General features: G+C 40.8%; 18 protein-coding genes. 3 read left to right on the top strand and 15 right to left on the bottom strand.

Annotated features, from left to right (window positions below; all coding sequences use genetic code 11):
• Window positions 1-299: 299 nt before the first annotated feature.
• The 6 genes from PCIT_RS04330 to PCIT_RS04355 all read right to left on the bottom strand — a co-directional run bounded on the left by PCIT_RS04330 (window position 300) and on the right by PCIT_RS04355 (window position 8186).
• On the bottom strand, window positions 300-2978 hold the full coding sequence (locus tag PCIT_RS04330) for a DUF349 domain-containing protein (protein ID WP_010362680.1): 2679 nt from the start codon (window positions 2976-2978) through the stop codon (window positions 300-302).
• The gene (locus tag PCIT_RS04335; RefSeq protein ID WP_010362679.1) at window positions 2968-3249 is read right to left on the bottom strand and encodes a YeaC family protein; all 282 of its coding nucleotides are present in this window, start codon (window positions 3247-3249) and stop codon (window positions 2968-2970) included. The genes PCIT_RS04330 and PCIT_RS04335 overlap by 11 nt, the downstream gene beginning before the upstream one ends.
• 1 nt (window position 3250) lies before the next feature.
• Window positions 3251-3577 carry a hypothetical protein gene (locus tag PCIT_RS04340; RefSeq protein WP_010362678.1) on the bottom strand — a complete coding sequence of 109 codons (327 nt, stop codon included), beginning with the start codon at window positions 3575-3577 and terminating at the stop codon, window positions 3251-3253.
• 102 nt (window positions 3578-3679) lie between these two features.
• Window positions 3680-5356, bottom strand: coding sequence for an alanine/glycine:cation symporter family protein (locus PCIT_RS04345; RefSeq protein WP_010362677.1), 1677 nt, complete (start codon window positions 5354-5356; stop codon window positions 3680-3682).
• 69 nt (window positions 5357-5425) lie between these two features.
• Window positions 5426-6553: a M14 family metallopeptidase gene (locus PCIT_RS04350; protein WP_010362676.1), complete on the bottom strand. Its 1128-nt coding sequence runs from the start codon at window positions 6551-6553 to the stop codon at window positions 5426-5428.
• 187 nt (window positions 6554-6740) lie between these two features.
• Complete coding sequence (locus PCIT_RS04355; protein WP_010362675.1) at window positions 6741-8186, bottom strand: glyceraldehyde-3-phosphate dehydrogenase; 1446 nt, start codon at window positions 8184-8186, stop codon at window positions 6741-6743.
• Between the two features lie 144 nt (window positions 8187-8330).
• Here PCIT_RS04355 and PCIT_RS04360 point away from each other — a divergent pair, with 144 nt between their 5' ends.
• Window positions 8331-9131 (top strand): DUF2989 domain-containing protein, encoded by an 801-nt coding sequence (locus tag PCIT_RS04360; RefSeq protein WP_010362674.1) that lies wholly within the window; start codon window positions 8331-8333, stop codon window positions 9129-9131.
• Between the two features lie 87 nt (window positions 9132-9218).
• Here the strand turns inward: PCIT_RS04360 and PCIT_RS04365 are convergent, their stop codons facing one another.
• The 4 genes from PCIT_RS04365 to PCIT_RS04380 all read right to left on the bottom strand — a co-directional run bounded on the left by PCIT_RS04365 (window position 9219) and on the right by PCIT_RS04380 (window position 15605).
• Complete coding sequence (locus tag PCIT_RS04365; protein WP_010362673.1) at window positions 9219-9803, bottom strand: MlaC/ttg2D family ABC transporter substrate-binding protein; 585 nt, start codon at window positions 9801-9803, stop codon at window positions 9219-9221.
• A gap of 331 nt (window positions 9804-10134) precedes the next feature.
• Window positions 10135-11133, bottom strand: coding sequence for a zinc-binding dehydrogenase (locus PCIT_RS04370; protein ID WP_010362672.1), 999 nt, complete (start codon window positions 11131-11133; stop codon window positions 10135-10137).
• Between the two features lie 133 nt (window positions 11134-11266).
• Entirely contained in the window at window positions 11267-14416 is a 3150-nt protein-coding gene (locus PCIT_RS04375) for an efflux RND transporter permease subunit (RefSeq protein WP_010362671.1), read from the bottom strand.
• A gap of 1 nt (window position 14417) precedes the next feature.
• A complete protein-coding gene (locus tag PCIT_RS04380) occupies window positions 14418-15605 on the bottom strand; it encodes an efflux RND transporter periplasmic adaptor subunit (protein ID WP_010362670.1) in 1188 nt (395 codons plus the stop codon).
• 118 nt (window positions 15606-15723) lie between these two features.
• Here PCIT_RS04380 and PCIT_RS04385 point away from each other — a divergent pair, with 118 nt between their 5' ends.
• Complete coding sequence (locus PCIT_RS04385; protein ID WP_010362669.1) at window positions 15724-16695, top strand: LysR family transcriptional regulator; 972 nt, start codon at window positions 15724-15726, stop codon at window positions 16693-16695.
• 461 nt (window positions 16696-17156) lie between these two features.
• On the opposite strand, the gene PCIT_RS04390 is transcribed toward PCIT_RS04385, so the two are convergent.
• From PCIT_RS04390 to glk, 4 genes are all read right to left on the bottom strand, one after another.
• Window positions 17157-18761: a putative bifunctional diguanylate cyclase/phosphodiesterase gene (locus PCIT_RS04390; protein ID WP_010362667.1), complete on the bottom strand. Its 1605-nt coding sequence runs from the start codon at window positions 18759-18761 to the stop codon at window positions 17157-17159.
• A 134-nt stretch (window positions 18762-18895) separates the two neighbouring features.
• On the bottom strand, window positions 18896-19135 hold the full coding sequence (locus PCIT_RS04395; RefSeq protein WP_010362666.1) for an HP1242/YdcH family protein: 240 nt from the start codon (window positions 19133-19135) through the stop codon (window positions 18896-18898).
• Between the two features lie 165 nt (window positions 19136-19300).
• Window positions 19301-20311, bottom strand: coding sequence for a LacI family DNA-binding transcriptional regulator (locus PCIT_RS04400; protein ID WP_010362665.1), 1011 nt, complete (start codon window positions 20309-20311; stop codon window positions 19301-19303).
• 12 nt (window positions 20312-20323) lie between these two features.
• Complete coding sequence (gene glk / locus PCIT_RS04405; RefSeq protein ID WP_010362664.1) at window positions 20324-21325, bottom strand: glucokinase; 1002 nt, start codon at window positions 21323-21325, stop codon at window positions 20324-20326.
• 297 nt (window positions 21326-21622) lie between these two features.
• Here glk and PCIT_RS04410 point away from each other — a divergent pair, with 297 nt between their 5' ends.
• Window positions 21623-22654: a LacI family DNA-binding transcriptional regulator gene (locus tag PCIT_RS04410; protein ID WP_010362663.1), complete on the top strand. Its 1032-nt coding sequence runs from the start codon at window positions 21623-21625 to the stop codon at window positions 22652-22654.
• 11 nt (window positions 22655-22665) lie between these two features.
• Here the strand turns inward: PCIT_RS04410 and PCIT_RS04415 are convergent, their stop codons facing one another.
• Complete coding sequence (locus PCIT_RS04415) at window positions 22666-22821, bottom strand: transposase (RefSeq protein WP_010362662.1); 156 nt, start codon at window positions 22819-22821, stop codon at window positions 22666-22668.
• Between the last annotated feature and the right edge of the window lie 442 nt (window positions 22822-23263).

Genomic DNA, 23263 nt, shown 5'->3' on the forward strand with positions numbered 1-23263 from the left:
TCATTACATTCCTTATTTACATTAACTTGCCTAAAAGCGGGTATAAAAAAACCCGCAAAATAGGCGGGTTTAAATTATTATAAGCACATTTAAATCACCACCATTGTGAGTAAAAGTGGCTAATTCGTATAAAAAGCATATGTGTATATATTTTCATCATTACATCTTGTTTCAATGGCTATTAAATGTCAATGTCTGGCATATAAAAACGATATAGTCGCTGAACTAAATATACCGTTACAAAAAAAGCGCCATAAAGGCGCTTTCTAATTTATTTATACGTAAATAAATACAGTAAACTATGCATTCAACACCTGGGCAAGCCTAGCAACATCTCTCAGCTCACCGCTTACGTTCAAATAAGCGGTCAAATATTGTTCAAGCGTTTCTAAATTACCTTGGAGTTTATCGTCTAACAAAGCAACTTGCTCTTGCATACGACGCGCTTTTTGTTCACTAGGTGATTCAATATTAGACAATATCTCGAGACGTAAAATGAGTTGCTCTGCTGTCAATCTATGCTGCTGTGTACTTTGCCACTGACTTGGTAGCTCTGTACCTTGCTCCAATGCAGCAAGCAATGAAACATACTTCTCTTTATCACGCTGCACCTGCTTTTGTGACAAAAGATCATCTACTCTTTTATTCAAGTTTGCTTTAATTTTACGGACACCTGTTAGTACATTTAAACTCTCTAATCGAGCTTTAAAGGTCTGTAATTCATTGACAGTTAACGTGTCTGTTAACGCATCTGCAAATTCGGCTAACTCAGCTTTTTGAGCTTGTTCAACTTGTGCTTGTTGCTGTTTTTGCTCATTAAATTGCTCACTACGCTTTGCGAATACAGCATCATTGTGTTTTCTAAACAATTGCCACAGTGTGTGCTCTTGCTTATTTCCAGCAAACCCTATCGTTTGCCACTGCTTTTGTAATGTCTTCAGCTCATCACAAGCAGCCGCTAACTCCTCACTGTTTACTAACTCTTGCGCACGCGCAACAAGTGCCTGCTTTTCGACTGAATTGGCATGATGAAACGATTTAAGTACCGTATTTACACCATTATATGCATCACGGTACTGTTCATTAAGTGCTTTATAAACAGCGCCATCTACGCTTCCAGCATTACGCCAAGCTTTTGCTAAGCGGTTAAACTGGCTCTCAAATTGACGCCAATCGAACTCACTCACCTGCGTATTTTCCTTACTCAACGCTTGCACTTGCTCAATAAGTTGCTCACGCTCAGCTTTTGCAGCTTCACGTTGTTGTTCTTGTTCTGCAAAATGTACACGGCAAGGTGCAAATAACAATTCAATTTTTTCATCAAATAGAGTCGCTTGTGCTTTCTCTTCATCCGTATCCACGCGGCCTAGTTCATTCCAACGCTTACGTAATACTTTAACTTCAGCAGCACGTTTTTTGACATCAATGTCAGTTTCTTGGAGTTTTTCATCCAAGCTACTTAGCAGCTCAGCACGCTTTGGCGTTGCTGCATACTTTTGCCAATCTCGTGCTTCTGCCAATGCAGAAGAAAGCGCTAAATACGTTTTTTCAACGTTTTGTTTATTACCGTCAGTTAGTAAATTATAACTTTCTAAGAATCCATTAAATACACCAAAAGCCACGTTAAACCGGCCTTGATCTAATAAACGTTGAACATCTTTACCTTTTCGTCGAGCTTGCTTCAAATGCGATTCTTGAGCACTAACTAGAGGCTCCATAGCTGATTTGAACTCGCCGCTTAGCTGACGTAACTTATCTGATGCGGATGAACGAAGCGACTGCGGTAACTCAGATAACGCTTTTTTACAGTCATCATATGCAGATTTTTGTGCTGTTAGTACGTCATCCATCTTTACTATGTCATTAGTTGCTTCAACTGCTGCCAATGTACTCAACGTACGCTGTGCTATAGCATTTGCTTCAATCAATGCAGGCAAACGCATTAATGACTGTTTCTGATTTTCAATACGCTTAAATTGTGCAATAAAGTCAGGATGTAATTGATAGCTCGATTGTTCCGCCTTTCCAACTAATATCGCAAGTTTGTCGTTTAAGGGCTGTGACTGTTCTGAGTCGAGAGCTTGAAGTGCATTGTTTAACGACACTTCAAAAGCATCAATGTCAGCTGTTAATTCTGCTAAGGCCAATACTTGTAATTGCTTTGCTTTGAGTAGAGCTTGTTCATCTTCATGCTGAGCTCTCAAAGCATCAATATGTCGATTCAATTTCTCACTAATGGTTTTATATTTCTGGTCAACAACACTGATATCTTCAGCATTTAACCATGTAAGCTCAATGCCCTGCCATTCGGTATATAGCACCTTACTTTGTTCATCAACCGTTTGATAAGCTGTCTTTTCACGCAATGCATTTAGCTTTGCCAACACCATCTTTGTTTGCTGTTCAACTTGCTTAGGCATGATCTTAGCTAAACGAACTTGCTCCATATGATGTTCTAAATGTACAAGTGCCGCACCTTGTGCGACTTTCATCAGTGCTTTTTCCAACTGATACTGTTCAACTAAAGGCAACAAAATGACTTGTAATTCTTCACTACCATCACGAAATGCTTTTTCGATCAATTTCACATTTGCTAAACGTTTCAGTAGTTTAAAGCGAACTTGCAACTCTTTTTCAGAAAATGCCAACTTTTCTAAAAATTTAGCTGGTGCGTAACGGTCTATATATTCACTGCGAATATCATTTGATAATGCACTATTACTGCTTAATACAGCAGTAGATATTTGCTGCTCTGCAAGATCTTTTAAATTTTGATCTTGCTTGTAAGCCTGCCACCATAAGACTAAGTCGTTAACTTTATGAAGCGCCTTTTTACGGATCTCTGCTGAGCTATCTTCTAATGCGATAGTTTGCAATACATTCGCATCTTTACCGGTATCTAATTTATCCAGTGCGGCTAAGCGTACTTCCGTTTTAGGGTGTTTCCATTTGGGCGTAAAAAGGTGTTTAAAGATCATGTTCACTGAACCTAGCTATTTCGTTTTGGGCTTTGAATTCTTGTTGTAACTCGCGTTTAGATTTTTGAACCATTTCACCTTGTTCATTTATGGTGAATTGTTCGTTGCTCTTCGCAACTTTTGCTTGATAAAGCATTACCAGCTGTACTGTTTGTTCTTTCTGCTCTGATGTTAACGTTGTGCCATCTGGCCATTTGCCTGTTGCCGCGCCGTATTGCAAACGCTCAAAAAGTTCTGGGGTTAAATTATTAACTAAGCTATCAATATTCATATTAACTTTTCTTTTTCAAATAAACTAAGATCACGCGATTGACTAAGTACCAAAAACATCCAATACCGATCGCCGCTTTCGTCAATGCCATTTGCACGGTTCCTGCAGTCGGTTGCTGCCAATATAGATATAAGAAACCACCTAGGAATAAAATCAACGCGAGAAAAGAGTGATTAATAAACATTTGTTGTTTCTTTACTCTTTTCGTTGATGCAATACGCGCTAATTGCTCTTCTGTCACATCATTTAAAGGTGTGTGGCAATGCGAACACACGGCACTTTTACTCGAAATTGATTTACTACAACTAGGACATTGTACAATTGCCATAAATGACTACTCCTAATGCTACAAAAAATGGCGCCCCTAGGCGCCATTTTACTTGTTTTCTTAGTGAAAGTCTTTGCTCAATTGCATTCATTCACCGTGAGTTTATTTTTCGTTTGGGTTTTCTTTTTTAAACTTCGTCCAGTAGTCGTTAATTGACTCTTTCATCTCCTTTCGGAGCAAGAAAATACCAAATAAGTTAGGCAACGTCATCACCACAATCGCCACCGCAGCTAACTTCCAAACAAGTGTTGTATCTGCAAACGATGCCCAGAAAAAGCCCGCAACATAGAAAACACGATATGGCATAACCGACTTACTGCCTAGCAGATAAATCATGGCCCTATCACCATAATACGACCAAGCAATTGCAGTAGAAAATGCAAATAAAAGTAGACCTATAGAGACGATATACTTACCGTTTTCACCGAAAAACCCGCGAGTAAATGCTTTTGTTGTCAGTTCAGCTGAGTGAACCAACGATTTACCCATGATACTAATACTGTTATCAACAGGGATACCATCTTTAATTGTCACGATACCGGTGTAAACATGACGCGGCGTAATACCAAAGCGAATATCTTCACCGATAGAGCGAGAGTGGATCACGGTAAAATCTGTATTTACTGCTCGCCCTTGTACGACGTTAATATTGCCATTATAAATCTCTATACCATGATCTTTTTGGCCATTTAAATACTTATACAGTGCCTCTCTTTGCTCAGTGTTATCTTCACTAAACTGACCTTGTACAATGGTCATTGAAGAGCGTTCAAAGTGAGTATCAAATTTTTCAGTCCATACCCCTGATGATAAAATAACCAATCCAGTTAACGTACAGATCACGATGGTATCGATGAACGGTTCTAATATGGATACCATGCCTTCAGAGACTGGTTCATCACCTTTAGCTGACGCGTGAGCAATAGGTGCAGAGCCTTGACCCGCTTCATTTGAAAACAAACCACGGTTTACACCACGGTTAAATGCATAAGCGAAAGAGGCACCTAAAAAGCCACCAGCGGCAGCTGAACCTGAAAAAGCATCAACAAATACCGACGCAAACGAAGGGCCAATATTTTCAATGTTATACAAGATCACGCCTAAAGCACCAATAATATAAACAGCCGCCATTAGTGGTACTACGCGCGATGTAATTGCGGCTATACGTTTAATACCACCTAGAATAACTAATGCTAATAATACAGATAGAACACCGCCGGTATGCCACGGCTCAAAACCAAAAGTCGCTTCCATACCCTGCGCAATGTTATTAATTTGCGGTAAACTGCCAGTACCAAATGAACTGATCACCGTGGCAATCGCAAATAATACAGCCAACCATTTCATGTTTAAACGACGGTCCATGTAGTACATTGGACCACCCGCCATCGTGCCGTCATCTGTTTTGACGCGATATTTATGAGACAAGGTTACTTCGACAAACTTCGTCGTCATACCAAAAAATGCAGTCATCCACATCCAAAATAATGCCGCAGGGCCACCAATAGAAATAGCCAGTGCTACACCACCGATGTTACCGGTACCAACAGTACCCGATAAAGCCGTCGCCAATGCTTGAAAGTGTGTGGTATCCCCTTCCTGATCTTTTTTATCAAATTTACCCGTTACTACTTTACACGCATGTTTAAAGTAACGAATTTGTGGGAATTTCAAATAAATGGTGAAGAATAAACCTACACCAAGTAATACGTATGGGAACCAAAAAGCCCCACCTAGTAAACCATCTAGGTTATCTAGTAGTTGTCCAAATGCATCCACGACTCATCCTCGTTGTTGTTATACATAAAAGGCAATTCATTGCTGAATTGCCTTTTGAAATTTTTATTATTATCTTAATTTATCAACGACATTAACAATCGCTGCTAATGTGTCTTGGCCAAATTGATAAGAACGTCTATCTGACCAGCCATAATACGGATCAGGTAAATCCGCATTATCTTTAAATGGCATTTCGATAGTGTAAGCCAATGCCTTAAATGCCTCACCCACTGCACAAGATGCGACGGTTAAGTTTGCTTCACCAGGTGCGTCTTTATCATAGCCAAACTCATCTTGAAACTCAGGCGTGATCGCAAGTAGTGCACTTTTGAAAGTCTCTTCTAAATCTTGCAAGCGCTCATCATAGCTAGGAATACCCTCGCTACCTGCCACAAAGTTATATGGCAGCGCTTCATCACCATGAATATCGAGGTACATGTCTAGACCAGACTCATGCATTTTATTTAGTACATGAAATACTTCTGGTGATTGTGCCAAAGACGGTGTCGCCCACTCACGATTAAGGTTCACACCTTTTGCATTAGTACGTAAGTGACCACGCACACTGCCATCCGGGTTCATATTAGGCACGATATAAAACACCGCTTTTGACAATAATGCAGCTGCATGTGGGTCTTCGTCATCAAGCAGTTTATGTAGTAACCCTTCCACAAACCATTCAGCCATGGTCTCGCCTGGGTGTTGACGTGCAGTGATCCAAATCGCCTTTTTATCTTCGCTTGGTTCGCCGACTTTAAGTAGACTAATGTCTCTACCATCTAGTGTCTTACCAAGCGTCTCAATTTCACATACATCGTGGCTTTGCGCTGAGTACAGTAAATCTAAGTGGCGCTCGTAACTATAAGGCGCAAAATAAGCGAAAAACGTATGAGAAAATTCCGGTTCAAAGTCGATGACTAACGAGCCATTTTCATAGTTACTTGGTACACGGAACCAAGTTTGGCGATCATATGACGCAACAGCTTGGTAGCCTTCCCACCCTTCAGGGTAAGCAGAGCCTTCTAAACCGTTAATATGGAGTTTATGTGATAAAAATGGTGTGCTTTCTAAGCGAAAATGAAACCATTGGAAAAAGTCAGACTCATGGTCTTTGTTGATTTCAAGTTGAATATCGAGAGGATCTTGTTGTGAGATCACCTTAATATTACCACTGTCGAAATTACTAGTGATGTTCATTTTATACCCTAAATTGAGTCTTTTTTGCAATACATAAGAAAAAAGAAAAGCCTTTATTCTTACTTAATAAAACGCGCGTCTAAAATGTTAGTTTTGTGTAACACACAGTGTCAAGAGTATCATACCAATCCGTGTTTCAAAAACTAAAAAAGCCAGCTAATGCTGGCTTTTTTGAACAAATTAGGTATTAACGCGGTAAGCTTGGAAATGCTACTTCAGCCATGTCGCGCATGACGCGAACTACCTGGCAGCTGTATCCAAATTCATTATCGTACCATACATAGAGTACTGCGCGATCACCGTCTACAATCGTTGCTTGTGAATCAACAACACCCGCATAACGGCTGCCGACTAAATCCGTCGATACAATTTCTGTTGACGATGTATAGTCAATTTGATCTCGTAAGTCAGAATAAAGTGAGGTATCACGTAAGTAACCATTAAGCTCTTCACGATCAGTCTCTGAATTTAGATTTAAGTTAATGATCGCCATTGATACATTTGGCGTTGGTACACGAATTGCGTTGCCTGTTAACTTACCAGCAAGCTCTGGCAATGCTTTAGCAACGGCTTTAGCAGCACCAGTTTCTGTGATCACCATGTTCAATGCAGCACTACGGCCACGACGCTCTGCTTTGTGGTAGTTATCAATAAGGTTTTGGTCATTTGTATAAGAATGTACAGTTTCAACATGACCATTCTTAATACCAAACTTATCATTGATTGCTTTTAGTACTGGCGTAATCGCATTCGTTGTGCAGCTTGCTGCTGAAACAATCTTATCTTCTGATGCGATATCGTCGTTATTTACGCCGTATACCACATTTTTGATTTCACCTTTAGCAGGTGCTGTTAATAGTACTTTGGCAGCACCTGTTGACTTAAGGTGTAAACCTAAACCGTCTTCGTCTTTCCAAATACCAGTGTTATCTACGATAAGCGCATTCTCAATACCGTATTTAGTATAATCAACTTCATCAGGAGAGTTAGCATAGATGATTTGGATGTAGTTACCGTTCGCTTTAATGGCTTTTTTCTCGTGATCCACTGTAATTGAGCCGTTGAATGGGCCATGGATTGAATCACGGCGCAATAAGCTGGCACGTTTTTCTAAGTCACCATCGCGACCACCGCGAACAACGATTGCACGAAGGCGTAAATCAGCGTGAGAGCCGCCACGTTCTATCAGTAAGCGCGCTAATAAACGACCAATGCGACCAAAACCATACAACACAACATCACGTGGTTGTTGGCCATCGCCTTTATTTAATAATTCAGAAAGCTCAGCATTTAGGTACTCTTCGATAGAGCGGCCTTCACCTGCATTTTTGTAGATATATGCATAGGCTAATTTACCAAGGTCAATACGTGCTGGCGCTAAGTCCATTTTGCTGATTGCTTCTAAGAATGGGAAGCTTTCACGCAAACGCAATTTGCTTTCTTCAAAGCGGGCTACTGTTTTATGTGCTTTAATTACATCAATAACGCTTGTGTTTACAAGAGGACGGCCATAGATGGCAATTTCAATGCCTGAATTACGGTATAAACGGCCAATTATTGGCTGCATGTTTTCTGCGTAATCTTGGCGTTCTTGCCAGCTATTTTGATATTCTTGCTCGTGAGATAAGGTCATTTTTTTCTGCCTAATAAACAATTTTTTGAACGGATAGCCCTTCTGGGCATCGGTATTCTAATTTAAACTGCTATGATTCTCCACTGTTACCGAACAAATCATTGCGTTAAAATGGTAAGTATAAGAAGAAAGAGAGAAATTAAAATGGCATTAAGACAGGCCCTTGTCTTATCAGCACTGTTACTGAGCGGATGCGATGATTCACTGACCCTTAAACGCGTTTGCACAGAAACCCCTGGCTTTTGTACCGATTTAAATAAGGATAGTCATTGTAAAGAACAACGGGCGAGCGTCGCTATCGCACGGTATATAGAATACAAAGATCCCACAGACGATAACGTATATGAATTGCTCAAACTATTTGAAGAATATAATGAATGTGTGTCGTTAGCAGCAAAAATTGAGCATATTAAGCTCAAAGACAAGACCACCTCTCGTGTAGAAGGTCACCTCACTAGCCTAAAAGAGATGAATCGAATTTATCAAGATTCAATCGATACAACGCATCCTGGTTTGTTGTATTACCAATGGTCGAGAAATAATAACCAAACGGCGATGAATAAATTGCTACAAATGCAAGACTCACCCAAAGTAACATCCGATCCGGAGATTCAGTTATTTTTGGCTTCTTACTATGCCAAGTTTGATGATGAAAAAACCATAAATTTGCTCTACCGCGTACTTGAACTCAATAAAGAAGGCGAAATGCCTGATTTGGAAGTGTATGCAACATTAACCAGCCTTTTTTATAAGCATAAAAAATATAAACATGCTTATATTTTTTCAAAAGTGGCGCAGCTATCTGGTTTTGAAGACATAGACATTTTACCTGTCACGCATCAGCTCACCAGTACAGGAAAATCTTTAGGTTCTCTTGATGACTTGGCCTCTGAAACTTTTGCTAATATTCAAGCTGGTACGTTTGTTTCTCCTCGCGAGTTTTAACTAAGTACTGACAATAAAAAAGAGCAATCATAATCATAATCATGATTGCTCTTTGCAATTAACTTTAAGTCGGAAAGTTAACTATATTTACGTTTTACTTTTTAACTCATTAGTCACTGTGGCAAGCCCGACCTGAGAAATACGACCGGTGATTTCTTTTTGCTTAGCACTGAGTAAAGAAATGCCTTCGGCAACCATGTCATACACCTTCCAAGACCCATCTTTACCCTGTCTGAATTTAAAGTGCATATCAATATCAGGGCCTGACTGCTCTTTGATAAGTACCTTAACCGTGGCGTAATCACTCCCTTTGCTTAACGGAAGCTCCTCAAATATAACTTCTTGGCCTTTATATTGAAGCAATGCTGATGCATATGTACTAATCAAATAACTATCAACTGCATCAATAAATTCAACTGCTTGGGCACGTTTTAAGCCTTTAATGTGCTTACCTAATAACTTAAAAGACACAAACTTAACGTCAACATGAGGCATCAATCGGCTACGTACTATGCTTTTCATCGTACTGCTATCTGCCTTGCCATCCGCATTAACTTGTTTTATGTCTGTAAACATTTTATCACCAACTTGATTAATCAACTGGTAAGGGGTGTCTGTTGCAAAGCTAAAGGTAGAAAATAACAATACAAATGCAGCGAATAATTTGTTCATACGTAACGTCCTCAATGTTCAATAGTGTTATGTTACGAAAAAACATCATGCTAAAGAAGATACAATAAAGCACATACTTGATGCCATTATGGCACCAATGAAATAGCAAAAGCCGTAACATATTCCAATGTTTGGTATTTTATAAGAATATTGACGTAATATATGTGAGAATTTGTAAAAATGATTGTATAAATGTGCCAGCAACATACTGGTAAATATATCAGTTGTGGATCTGAATAATTGAAAGTGTAAGATCAGTGATTTAGGCTATAGCCATAGAGAAGGTAAATGAAACGCACAAACTGGTATTATGCGTTTCGACAAACAGTATTTACGCTACTTTGATAACCTGATAAGAGTGACTGTCGCCATCAATACGAGACCTAAGCGCACGCTGTACACTCTCAGCATCAAAAGCGATGATCTCTTTTTCCGATAACCAGAGCTGCTCCTGTTGCAAATAGTCAGCCAATACATTCCCTAAAAATGACATGCGCTGTTGCGCACAAATACTTTTTGCGAGCCATGCTCCAGGTAAGGAAACGATCCCTATATTAGGTGCCTTTTTAAACAACAAAGCTTCATCAAGCGTAGCTAAGCCAGAAACGCAACTTATTCTTCCACAAAACTGAAGAAACTCTAGCAACTTATTGGTGTACTTTCCTGATATATCAATCACGCCGTGAACCGTATCATAACCAAAGTGTTTTTGTATTTTTAGCCCAATATTAGGTTCATGCTCATCACAAACCAGTTCAGCCCCTAGCTTTTTCAAAGCCGTTGAAGCGTGTTTAGGAGAACTGGTGATGACGGTTAATCCTTGTTGGTTCGCCATTTGTATGGCTAATTGGCCAACACAGGTATTACCAGACTCAATAAAAATAGCGTCCCCTTCCTCTAGTTGCAATTTATACAATGCTATTAATGCCGTCATTCCTGGCGTAGGCAAACTAGCTGCTACCGCAGAGTTTACATCAGAAGGCAAAGTAGTCAGTGCAAAATTAGGGACTGTTACATATTCTCTGAGTACGCCATCGCTGGCAATATCATTGTGCCACATAACACGGGTTCCCACTTCAGGGTGGCCCCCTTTTGGGCCTGCAACAACAGTACCCACGGCATCCAAACCAAACCCTCTTGGATACTGCCAACACGGTGTACCTTGTTGAGCAAATTTTGCATCTAAGTCCGTCAAACCAACATACTCGACTTTGACTAACACCTCTTGATCAGAAAACTCTGGAACAGGCAGGCGCGCATCAATTAATTTGAAATCAGCTCCTATTTCTGTCAATAAAATAGCTTTCATCTCATGTGGTAACTCAACCATAATTCTCTCAACTTTACGTATTATTCGATAGTTTATGGCGTCCATGCCTTAGGTAACTTAACCGGTACTATGTTAATTATTAGAACATTCTCTCAAGATTGCTACAACCTAAAATTCACTAACAGTAACATGATTAAGTAGTCTGCTCTGTATTTTTGACACTTTTACGGTTGACGAACATATAAAATACCGGCGTAAATAATAACCCAAATACGGTTACCCCAATCATTCCGAAAAAGACAGCAATCCCCATAGCATGACGCATCTCAGCTCCAGCTCCCGAAGCCATTACAAGGGGAATTACGCCCGCCGTAAACGAAATAGACGTCATCAAAATTGGCCTTAAGCGTAAACGACATGCTTCAATAATGGCCGACAAATGAGTGTGTCCGTCATCGTGCTGCTCCTTGGCAAACTCCACCATCAAAATGGCATTTTTACAGGCCAATGCAACCAGTACAATCAGTGCTATTTGAGTAAAGATGTTGTTATCTCCACCTACCCACCACACGCCCAATAGTGCTGAAAATATCGTCATAGGTACTATCAAGATGATAGCCAAAGGTAACCGTAAGCTTTCATATTGAGCAGCTAGCACCATAAACACCAGCAAAACAACCAAAGGGAATATATACATCATGGTATTACCGGCCAATATTTGCTGATAAGTTACGTCTGTCCATTCGAAACCCATACCTGTTGGTAAATGCTTCGCTAGAATACGCTCCATGGCTTGCTGAGCTTGATCTGAGCTATAGCCCGCTGCTGGGCTGCCATTAAGCTCCGCACTTGGGTAACCATTGTAATGCATAACACGATCTGGTCCCGTAGTTGGTGTTACGGTCAATACAGAACCCAGTGGTACCATATCTCCATGCCCATTACGTACTCTTAAATTTAAGATTTGTTTCGGGTCAAGACGATGTTCTGCCTCGGCCTGTGCCGTCACCTGATATGTCCGACCAAACATATTAAAGTCATTAACATACAACGAACCCATGTAAACTTGCAGCGCATCAAAAACCTCAGATAATGGGATCCCTTGAATTAACGCTTGTTCACGGTCAATATCGATATCCATTTGCGGCACTTGAATTCTAAAGCTGGAAAACAACCCAGTAAGTGCAGGATCTTTTCTCGCCTCATTGGTGACCGTATTTAGGGCTGCAAATAATGCTTCAAACCCCTTGTTATCTCGATCTTGTATTTGTACTTTAAATCCTCCAGTGGTGCCTAAGCCTTGGATTGGTGGCGGTGGGAACACAGCAACAAAGGCTTCATCAATGGCGGTAAAACGCTTATTCAATTCCATGGCAATTGCCGCTGCCGATTGACTCGGATCGGTACGTTGTTCAAACGGTGCCAATGGCGTAAACACGATGCCTGCATTGGGGCTATTAGTAAAACCATTGACTGACAAACCTGGAAATGACACTGTATTCGCCACACCTGGCACCTGCAGCGCAATTTGCTCCATTTGCTTAACCACACTTTCAGTTCTATCCAAACTGGCCGCATCAGGCAATTGTGCGATAGCAACAAGATACTGCTTATCTTGAGCAGGGATGAAACCACCAGGCACCATGTCAAATAACTTAACGGTTGAACCTAATAGCGCGACGTACACAATACCTATCACCAACGACATTCTAATTAGCTTTTTGACAAATTTTTCATAACCTGCGCTGCTTTTATCAAAAAGTCGATTAAATGGTTCAAATAACCACTTACCGAATAACCCATTTAAAACGCGTGTTAAAAAGTCTGGCTTGCTGCCATGCGGTTTCAATAACATCGCCGACAACGCAGGCGATAATGTCAGTGAGTTTATCGCAGAGATGATGGTTGAAATGGTAATTGTTAAAGCAAATTGCTTGTAAAACTGCCCCGATAACCCTGTAATAAAGGCTGTGGGAATAAACACCGCACACAGCACAAGTGCGATCGCAATAATTGGGCCTGTGACTTCATTCATCGCCACTTTTGTTGCCTCAAACGGGCTTAACCCTTTAGCAATATTACGCTCTACATTTTCGACCACCACAATGGCATCATCTACCACAATACCGATAGCTAACACTAATCCAAACAGTGACAAGGTATTAATAGATACACCTAGCCATTGCATGACTGCAAATGTACCAACAAGTGACACTGGTACTGCTATCAAAGGAATAATTGACGCGCGCCATGTTTGTAAAAATAAAATCACAACTAATACTACGAGTACGACCGCTTCTAATAGGGTCGCAATAACAGCATCAATTGAGCCACGCACAAATACGGTTGGATCGTAAACAATATCGTACTCAACCCCGACAGGGAACGACTCGCTTAAGCGCGCCATGGTCTCACGTACTTGATCTGAAAGTTCAATGGCATTAGACCCTGGACGCTGAAAGATCGGCATCGCTAATGCTGGCTGACCGTTTAACATTGCACGTAATGCATAAGAGTTTTGTCCAAGTTCTACTCGAGCAACATCTCCTAAGCGAATAAGCGCACCGTTATCACCTACTTTAATGACTACTTTATTAAATTCATCAATACTGCCTAAACGTCCTTTAACATTGAGCAATACTTGAAACTGGGCTTCGCTCGCTGAAGGTTGCGCACCCAAACTGCCGGCAGCCACTTGCTGGTTTTGCGCACGTAGTGCAGATACCACATCCATCGCCGTCAATTGATTGGCCGCCAATGCATCTGGGTTTAGCCACACTCGCATGGCATATTTTCCACCACCGAATAACTGCACATCCCCAACGCCTGCTAAACGAGCAATTTGGTCTTTGACATATAAATCCGCATAATTCGACAAATACGCCGTATCATGCGTATTTTCCGGTGAAAATAAATGCACCACCATGGTTAAATCAGGCGAAGCTTTTTCAGCAACCACTCCCAGTCGCTGCACTTCTTGCGGTAATCTAGGTAAAGCGCTGTTAACTCTGTTCTGTACTTGAACCTGCGCTCTATCAAGATCTGTTCCCAATGCAAACGTCACCGTCAACGTCATGCGCCCATCACTGGTTGCCTGTGAAAACATATACAGCATGTTTTCTGTACCATTGATCTCTTGTTCTAATGGCGTTGCCACTGTTTCAGCAATAACCTTAGGGTTTGCGCCCGGGTAATTTGCAGTAACGACCACTGTCGGTGGTACCACTTCAGGGTATTCACTCACAGGGAGTTGAAACAAACTAATTGCACCTGCAATGAGTATCACCAACGACAACATGGCTGCAAAAATAGGTCGTTTAATAAAAAAGTGAGAAAAAGACATGCTATTCACCTTGCTGCATTGTTATCACAGGTGCCGTATGCTTTGTTGTATCAAGTACTAACAACTGCCCTTGTGTATCAATTTCGACCATTTGAGGTGCAATTGGCATCCCTGGCCCTACCCTCGCAGGCCCATTAACAGCTACTTTATCGCCAACCGATAAACCAGATACGACACTTCGTAATGAACCATATCGTTCACCCAACGTCACTAATCTATATTGCAAAATATCATGCTCATCAGTAACCAATACAAATCTATTTTTAAGATCAGTACCTATAGACTTTTCAGGGATCAAAATTTGCGGTTTAGCTTCGTTAGAAGCCAAGCGAATACGTGCAAATGCACCAGGTTTCAGGTTATCGTCAGCATCAAATACAGCGCGTACTCTCAAAGTGCCAGTCTGAGCATTAATGGTATTGTCAATAAAGTCGACAGCCCCCTGATGAGCAAACGACGACTGGCCAGTAAGCTGCATTAATACTTTCGTTTTTTTATCGCCACGAAGATCCGAAAATGTGCGCTGCCATGTGCGCTCGTTGATATCAAAATAAGCATATAAATGAGAGTCAGAGACGATTTGGGTTAATTCACTTTGCCCTGCTTGAACGGTGTTTCCTGCCGTGATCTGCGCACGTGAAACAATGCCATTAATCGGAGCTTTAACCTCTGTGAAGTTTAAATCAAGTTGCGCAGCGTCTAATTTTGCTTGCGTCGCTAGTACATCAGCTCGACGTTGTGCTAATACTGAACGGCGGCTTTCAAGTTGCTCTTGTGCTATCGAATCGCTATTCGACAAACGTTCTGCTCGTTTGGATTCATTTTTAGCTTGCGCTAGTGCGGCATTCGCACTGGCTAATTGAGCAGTAAGCTCTGATACTTTTGCTTTAAAGGGCCGTTGGTCCAAAATAAACAGAGTATCTCCAGCATTTACCTGCTGGCCTTCTTTAAAGTTTAATGACTCAACGACACCCGAAACTCTAGGGCGCAAGTATACTGTTTCTACAGCTTCTAACCGGCTGGTATAGGTAAACCATGATTGCACTGGGTAGCTCTGGACTTTCGCAACATCAATGGGTTGCTTGAAGACTTGCACTGTTGGTTGTTGATCTTGCGCCTGCAAGTCAGTACAGCCAGAGAGATAGGCTAAACCTGCTAAAATTGATACAACGATAAATGGTTTTTTCATTTTGGACCCCTTACTCATAATGGAATACAGTGTAACGATGAGATAAGAGACAAAAAAGCATCGATTTTTAAATTCATTAGTGCCAAAATAACACCAATAAAATTATACAGAGAATAAAATGGATATTAGTACCCGTTTACTTATGTTTTTAGATGTCGTAGAAAGAGGCTCATTTGCCAAAGCGGCTCAAATCAGAAATATTGATCGCTCAGTAATATCTAAACAAATTGGTAGGCTAGAGGATGAACTAAGCGTACGCTTGCTCAATAGAACAACTCGCTCGTTCTCACTCACTGCCGCGGGTGCAGAAATGGTGAAAAAGGCACAAGAATTACGTAAGTTACTGAGTGAAACACAATTGTTAGCTGAAAACTACCACACAGAACCCAAAGGGCTCTTGCGTATTACCAGCTCAACCATTGTTGGTCGACGCTATGTACAACCTGTTATCAATGAATTCCAAAAGCGCTTTCCGCAAGTGGAAGTTGAGCTTCGCTTAGAAGACCGACTTGTCGATATTGTTGGTGAAGGATTTGATCTGGCCTTTCGTGTCGGTGAGCCAAAAGACTCCTCTTTAATTGCACGAAAAATTGCCAGAAATAGATTAGTTATGCTAGCTACACCACAATTTTTAGCAACCTACGGCACACCAAAATCAATAGACGAACTATCAACCATGCCTGCTGCAACTTATGCCAGTGATGGACTGCGGTTTAATGGCGTTAGTTATTTCGATGCTAGCGGTGCCTCCCAAGAAGTCCCTATTAAAAGTGTATTCCGTTCAAACGATGGGGAACTTATTATGCTCAAAGTACTTTCAGATACTGCTTTTTGCGTCGTACCCGCATTTTTAGTTGACCAAGAAGTTAAACGCGGCGAATTGATCCCCTTTCTAACTGATGTACAACTTATGGATTACAGTGCCATGTATGCAGTCTACCCACACCGAGATTTACCTGTTAGAACGCGATTATTCTTTGATGCTATTAGAGAGTATATTGGTAAAAGTATTCCTGTTTGGGAAAATAACATTCCCAACTTCTCAACTATGTATGGCTTTAAAGCACCTGCCGCTATGCCGCGCTTTTAACTGAAAAGTCTCAATAAGTATGAGTATATACAACGCCATCCATTTTGAGGGTCTTGCGCTTCATTCATGGTTTTCGCTTTTCGCCGTGACCGCGCGCGTCGCTCTGCAGCTGCATTTGCGACAAGAGCATAGCGCGTTCTTTGACTGGGTGTCATCTGATTGATATTTGAATTGGATGCTTTATTGGTGCGCCGACTCGCCTTCACTGAACCACACATACATGTGCTCTCATTTTATACTCATATTGAATAAGACCTGAGGGTGTAACATTCCCTTTCATATTTGATCACAATTATACGAGTGACAGCAGTATTCACGGTGCTTCACGTTAACTCTATTAAATCAAGGCGGGCTATGATGACATTGTAAGGCAAGGCTAGGTTTGCTGGATATGCGTAACGGCAGGGCACAATAACTGAGTATCTTGCCTTGACCTAATAAATCACCCGCTCTCGCTCACTCTAATATTTTCGCAGTGCTGTTTTTACCATGCCAGAAGATTCGATCCAATTAATACAAGCCACTAAGGGTAAAGCCTCACTGATCTTAAAGCCTTGAAAGTAATCACAGTTAAGTGAGTTTAAGTACTCAATAACACCATCACTGTCTACGCCTTCTGCTACAACACTACACCCTAACCTTTTAGCTAAAAATACAGCAGTTTCAACAATAACTTGATCTTTTTCATTGCTAATACACTCATCAATAAATGACCGATCTATTTTTATTTGAGAAATCGATAACTCTTTGAGCAAAGAAAATGACGAAAACCCCGTACCAAAATCATCGATACTAACCGAGAAGCCCATTTCTATCAGTGTTTCCACTAAGTCATGCGCTTGTGCCAAATCTGTCATCATCATGCTTTCAGTAAGTTCAAACATAACATGACGCGCATCAACCTGAGCATTGTTAACATGGGATGCCAACAAATTGATTAAATCTTTACCCAAGAAGTCTTGGCTTGATAAATTTACGTGTACTATCAAGTCTGGATCTGCGTGCAGTAATCTGGGAAGATCCTGAAACACTCGATTTATCACAAATAAACTGACTTGACGGATCATGTTGTTATTCTCAGCAATAGCAATAAAGCTTTCTGGCATGATCACTGACCCATCTTTCTGCGGCCACCTCAATAACGCTTCTGCACCATGGATTTCTCCTGACTGTGCACACACAATTGGTTGATAATAAACCGTCAGCTCACCACCATTTAACGCGGTTTTCAATCGGCTAATTAAATGAAATTCTTCGTCTGAATCTTGATGTAAATACTCATCAAAAATAACCAAACTTTGTTTGGTACGTTTGGCACTGTACATGGCAATATCGGCTTGCTTGAGAAGGTCAATGGCATCTTTTGGCTCCTCACAGTTATAAATACTCGTACCCGCACTGTAATGAATATCTACACTAAGTTCATCAACCACTAAAGGTGTATGGAGCTCACTCAGCAGTGCATTATTTTGTCCATAAATATCGCTTTCTCGGTTGCCGTTTATAACGATAATGAACTCATCTCCTCCCATTCGATACAAGCTGTTATGTGGTAAAAGCGCGCGCGAAAACCGTTCTGCCAAATGAATTAAAATCTTGTCACCAAACAAATGCCCAATCGCATCATTCATCTGCTTAAAATTATTTAAATCAATCAACATAACTGAAAAGTCGGTATTTGAATTTTGCAATGCCGAGATTTTTGCCATGCATTGCTGGCGATTTTCGAGTTGAGTTAAAAAATCATGATGCGCATTAAAGCGCTCTTTTTCAACTATTTGTGCAAGCTCAACCAAGCTATCTTTACTCATGTTATTAATAATAATAACAAATACAGCGCCAAAAAATAGAATGAGCGACACACCTAAATCAAGTATGTTCTCCACGTTTTTATCGAGTAGATAGATGGCAAAGGCGACGTAACCAACTACAAAGAAAAGTATTAACACCAACAAGACACGCCAGCCCACACGTGGTGAGATTTGGCACACTTTAATCGCAGGTTTAAGTGATACACATAGACCTAAGGCACCCAATAAAACAAGAACTAATGCGAGTACATTCACAAACCATACCTATGCTTTCAATATGCATTGAGTATAGTTTAAATTTATAAAACTGCTGCTTACGCGCTCAACTCAAAAGGCCTTTACAAGATTACCTCATTCAGGCCTTGCTAACTTATTTGAGCTATTTCACATTAGCTGTTGCAAAGAATATGGTAGAGCTGATCTTTTAATTGTAATCGTTGCTTTTTAAGTGATTCCAAATAAGCATCTGAGGTATTTTCGATGCCATCTTCAATCCGGATCACCGCATGATCAATGTCATGATAATCATCAAACAAGCGTGCAAAATGGCGGTCATTCATTTTTAACGTGTGAATTTTATCTTTAAATTCAGGTAATTCTTTAGCGAGACTATGACGTTCTATATTCATGCTGATGTCCTATTCTTTCATTATAAGAATGCCAGTTTAGTTAACTGGCCACTCACTTCATCGTACGTAAAATGAGAGCAGACAGGTTGATCTAGAACATAGTAAAGGCCCAAAAAGTGATCCTTGAGCCATTAATAGAATGTGTGAAATACGCGATAATAAGCGCTAAGGTTTAGAGGTTGATTCTCTGGTGATGAGCTTAGCTTCTAAAGTGGTTTGCCGAGCTTGCACCTGTGCGCCACCAATTTGTTCTATCAGTAACTCCACCGCTTGGCGTGTCATTTCTTCCACAGGCTGAGCAATAGTCGTTAACCCGGGCCAAATATGACGTGCGATTGGCGCATTATCAAAGCCCGCGATTGAAATATCTTCTGGTACTTTTAATTGCCGTTGTGTCGCCAATTTTAACACCGCCGCTGCCATGTAATCATTTGAAGCAAACACTGCACTTGGTCGCGGATTTATATCCAAAATGGCTTTGGCACTATCAGCACCTGAGTGGTAACTAAAGTTACCTTCAGCAACTAATGTATCGTCAAAAGTTAGGTTATGTGCACTCAACGCGCGTTGATACCCTGAAAAACGCTGCTCCGTGGCACTATGGTCAGGGTGACCTTTAATAAAGGCAATATGGCTGTGGCCTAATTCAATTAAGTGCTCGGTGATCTCAAATGCGCCCTGCTCATCGTTACTTCTTACTGAAATCGACTCATCATCTTCAATTGCTGAGGCCACTCGTGCATAATTAACGTTCTTTTTCTTCAAAAACTCAATCAATTCAACGGAATCTGAAAACGGGGGCGTTAACACTAAGCCATCGAGTCGAGAGGTCATTAATAAGTTTTCTATATTCCCGATTAATGCGTCGCCCCGTAACTCACATGGGTGGATCAAAAGATTATAATTGTGTTTATGACACGCTTCTAGCGCACCACTTTGAACCCGAGTGATATAACTCTTACTCGGGTTGTCATATAAACACCCTATAATAAAGCTACGATTTCGAGCTAACCCTCTTGCGATTGGGTTTGGCGTATAGTCGAGCTCTTTAAAGACTTTAAGTACTTTTTCACGTGTTGCCGGACTCACATTGGGTTCGTTATTGAGTACACGAGAAACGGTTTTTTTAGAAACCCCTGCATACGTGGCAACACTGTTAATCGTCACTTTTTTCATTCGGTCTAAGTCCTAGCCCTGATAACGCTCATGAATGCAGGCCGCTGCACCAATCAGAGGTATATTGTCTTGTACTACTAATGTCACTGGGATTTGGCCAGCATATTGCGACATCAGTCCTTTTTCAGTAAATCTTTCAACAAAGCGACTTGATAGTAATCTATCTGACATGCGCGGTAAAATCCCCCCGCCAATGAATACCCCGCCCAATGCGCCAAAAGTAAGCGCTAAATCGCCTGAAACGCTACCAATCCAATCACAAAAATGATTAAGCGTTGCATCACAAATATCACATTCTTCTGCCATCTCACTGACTTGTGCTGCGGTCAGGTTTTGTGGTGTCACCCCTCTCACTTTTGCCATTGTGCGATAAAGCCGTGCTAAGCCTCGGCCTGAAAAAACATCTTCAATAGACACATGCTTTAGCTCTGTACGCATTTCATCAATAAGTGCTTGATCTAAATCAGTCACTGAAGCCAACGAAATATGACCCGCTTCACAACTCATCACTGCACATCCGTCGGCATCTCTTACCAAACAGGCGGCACCAAAACCTGTGCCTGGGCCCATTACTGCAATATTCGCCGTTTGCTCTGCCTGCCCTGACTTAATGATAATATTCTGCTCAGGATCTAAATAAGGCGCAGCATATGCAAACGCAGCAAAATCATTAATAACCGATAATTCATCAAAGCGCATTGAGTCTTTCAAATCTTGAGAGTTAAAGTGCCACCCTAAATTTGTCAGATACACTTGATTTGCTTTAATTGGCCCAGCCACCGCTAAACAGGCACGTTTCGGTGTATCTATCGTCAGCTGTTCTAAATAACAGTGCAAAGCAGCTTCAAATGATTGAAATTGGGCGCTAGGAAAAGTCGCTTGATAAGATATGCTAAATTGGTTGGTATTTACGTCATAGTCCGTGATCACGGCAAAACGTGCATTTGTTCCCCCGATATCGGCAACGATGATGGGATCAAAATGAGTAAGTTGAAAGCTTGTTGTCTGGCTCATGTTGTTTTCTCTTTTGTCATTGCGCTTTAGCGCTTTGTTATTATGTCCAGAGCTATCACTCTCTAAACACTTTATTCCATTCGTCATTCAGTTAATTTTGCACGTTAACTGTCGTAAAAAAATGCTGCCCACACTCATGTGGACAGCGAATACGTTTTGACAACAAAATGATAAAACGTTGACATTATGACACCGGTGTCACAGATCATCAATAAAAATTTAGTAGAATAACGAAATTGGTTGAAATATTTATGTAATCCCCGACAATGTCTGAGTTACGTTGATTTGAGACCTAGAATGAAAAACAAAGCCAAAGCTACTTCTTTTGATATTGCACATTATGCAGGTGTATCACAATCAACCGTTTCGCGGGCCTTAAGAAACAGCCCATTAGTTAATGACGAAACAAAACGTCGCGTACATGAAATCGCAGAGCAGCTCAATTATAAAGTAGACAAAAATGCCAGTAATCTGCGCACCCAACAAAGTAGCACCTTGGCATTATTACTGTTTGAAGACCCAACCACAGACGAATCACAAATAAACCCCTTCTTTTTAAGTATGCTCGGGAGCATTACCCGCGCCTGTGCAAAAGAAGGTTATGATTTATTAATTTCTTTTCAATCTAGTAGCTCAGACTGGCGTGCAGATTACGAAGACAGCCATCGAGCCGATGGCATCATTTTATTAGGCTATGGTGACTATTTAGATTACCAAGCGCGATTACAAGAATTGCTCGACCAAGACACTAAATTTGTGTGCTGGGGTGCCACAGTAGATAATCACCCCGATCTCACCGTTAGCTGCGATAATTACGGTGGCGGACAACTCGCCGCACAGCACCTTTTTGCCTTAAACCGCACAGACTGCGCATTTATAGGCGACGCATCCAATCATAGCCCTGAATTTTTTGCCCGTTATAAAGGATTTAAAGACGCTTTTGAAGCGCAAGGTGTGACCCTTAATGACAGAAAAATAGCCAATGCAATTTCAACTGAAGACTCTGGGTATCACGCCACAAAATCTCTCATTGCCAATAACATCTCGTTTGACGCATTATTTGCAGCCAGTGATTTAATTGCCATTGGGGCAATTCGTGCATTACTAGAAGCGGGTATTAACGTGCCGGAAAATGTTCATGTTGTCGGCTTTGACGATATTCCTGCCGCCAGTTATGTGTCACCCACACTCACCACAGTGCAACAAAACACCACGTTAGCTGGGCAAATGTTAGTTAAAAACCTACTCTCTTTAATCAAAAATGAGCCTGTAGAATCTACCTTGCTCCCCCCGTCATTGATTGTCAGAGGGTCCACTGCACTTAAATAGACTCCAGATTGCTAAGCTTCAAACTTAGCTGTCCAGATATAAAGTAATTTATCCGTGATTCCTAAAGGCGCTGCTGTTTTTGGGACGCTGTAACCTTGCTCAGCTACCAATGCCATAGCTTCTTGCTTACATTCTGATGTGTAACTTCTGTTTATTCTTTTTGTCATTTAACACCTCAATAACTGGATTATATTCCATTATTAAAGTGCCCGATTTAATTAAAGCAGTTCGGTCGCTAGCTGCTTTATAAAAACAAGCAGGTTAACAAATAAAGTTTCCTCTTAATAAGAGGTTATGGTGTCGATAGGGGTAAAATTTTAATGAATATCATATGACCTCATTTATTAAAATTTTCATATTTAAAAATCCAACAATAAAATTTTTAGGGGAAAATCTTTCGATTTTATTATTAACTTCATGTCCATATGTAAAAAGATAGTCACCTTCGCTGCTAGACGGTAAAAAGGTATTACTAGAAAAGCTCTTACCACCACTTAGCATGCAATAACTGGAGTTCTCCTTTTACTTTTTAAAAATAGAAAACAGGCTAAGCATCCTCTAAATAAGACCATTAAATCGCACGTATAGCTCGATGAAAATAACGATAAT

It is taken from the genome of Pseudoalteromonas citrea (assembly GCF_000238375.3).
Classification (GTDB): domain Bacteria; phylum Pseudomonadota; class Gammaproteobacteria; order Enterobacterales; family Alteromonadaceae; genus Pseudoalteromonas; species Pseudoalteromonas citrea.

Bases quoted from the DNA above. Each gene is read 5' to 3' on its own strand.
- PCIT_RS04330 (WP_010362680.1), bottom strand. From the start codon at position 2,978: ATGATCTTTAAACACCTTTTTACGCCCAAATGGAAACACCCTAAAACG.
- PCIT_RS04335 (WP_010362679.1), bottom strand. From the start codon at position 3,249: ATGAATATTGATAGCTTAGTTAATAATTTAACCCCAGAACTTTTTGAG.
- PCIT_RS04340 (WP_010362678.1), bottom strand. From the start codon at position 3,577: ATGGCAATTGTACAATGTCCTAGTTGTAGTAAATCAATTTCGAGTAAA.
- PCIT_RS04350 (WP_010362676.1), bottom strand. From the start codon at position 6,553: ATGAACATCACTAGTAATTTCGACAGTGGTAATATTAAGGTGATCTCA.
- PCIT_RS04355 (WP_010362675.1), bottom strand. From the start codon at position 8,186: ATGACCTTATCTCACGAGCAAGAATATCAAAATAGCTGGCAAGAACGC.
- PCIT_RS04360 (WP_010362674.1), top strand. From the start codon at position 8,331: ATGGCATTAAGACAGGCCCTTGTCTTATCAGCACTGTTACTGAGCGGA.
- PCIT_RS04365 (WP_010362673.1), bottom strand. From the start codon at position 9,803: ATGAACAAATTATTCGCTGCATTTGTATTGTTATTTTCTACCTTTAGC.
- PCIT_RS04370 (WP_010362672.1), bottom strand. From the start codon at position 11,133: ATGGTTGAGTTACCACATGAGATGAAAGCTATTTTATTGACAGAAATA.
- PCIT_RS04375 (WP_010362671.1), bottom strand. From the start codon at position 14,416: ATGTCTTTTTCTCACTTTTTTATTAAACGACCTATTTTTGCAGCCATG.
- PCIT_RS04380 (WP_010362670.1), bottom strand. From the start codon at position 15,605: ATGAAAAAACCATTTATCGTTGTATCAATTTTAGCAGGTTTAGCCTAT.
- PCIT_RS04385 (WP_010362669.1), top strand. From the start codon at position 15,724: ATGGATATTAGTACCCGTTTACTTATGTTTTTAGATGTCGTAGAAAGA.
- PCIT_RS04395 (WP_010362666.1), bottom strand. From the start codon at position 19,135: ATGAATATAGAACGTCATAGTCTCGCTAAAGAATTACCTGAATTTAAA.
- PCIT_RS04400 (WP_010362665.1), bottom strand. From the start codon at position 20,311: ATGAAAAAAGTGACGATTAACAGTGTTGCCACGTATGCAGGGGTTTCT.
- glk (WP_010362664.1), bottom strand. From the start codon at position 21,325: ATGAGCCAGACAACAAGCTTTCAACTTACTCATTTTGATCCCATCATC.
- PCIT_RS04410 (WP_010362663.1), top strand. From the start codon at position 21,623: ATGAAAAACAAAGCCAAAGCTACTTCTTTTGATATTGCACATTATGCA.
- PCIT_RS04415 (WP_010362662.1), bottom strand. From the start codon at position 22,821: ATGACAAAAAGAATAAACAGAAGTTACACATCAGAATGTAAGCAAGAA.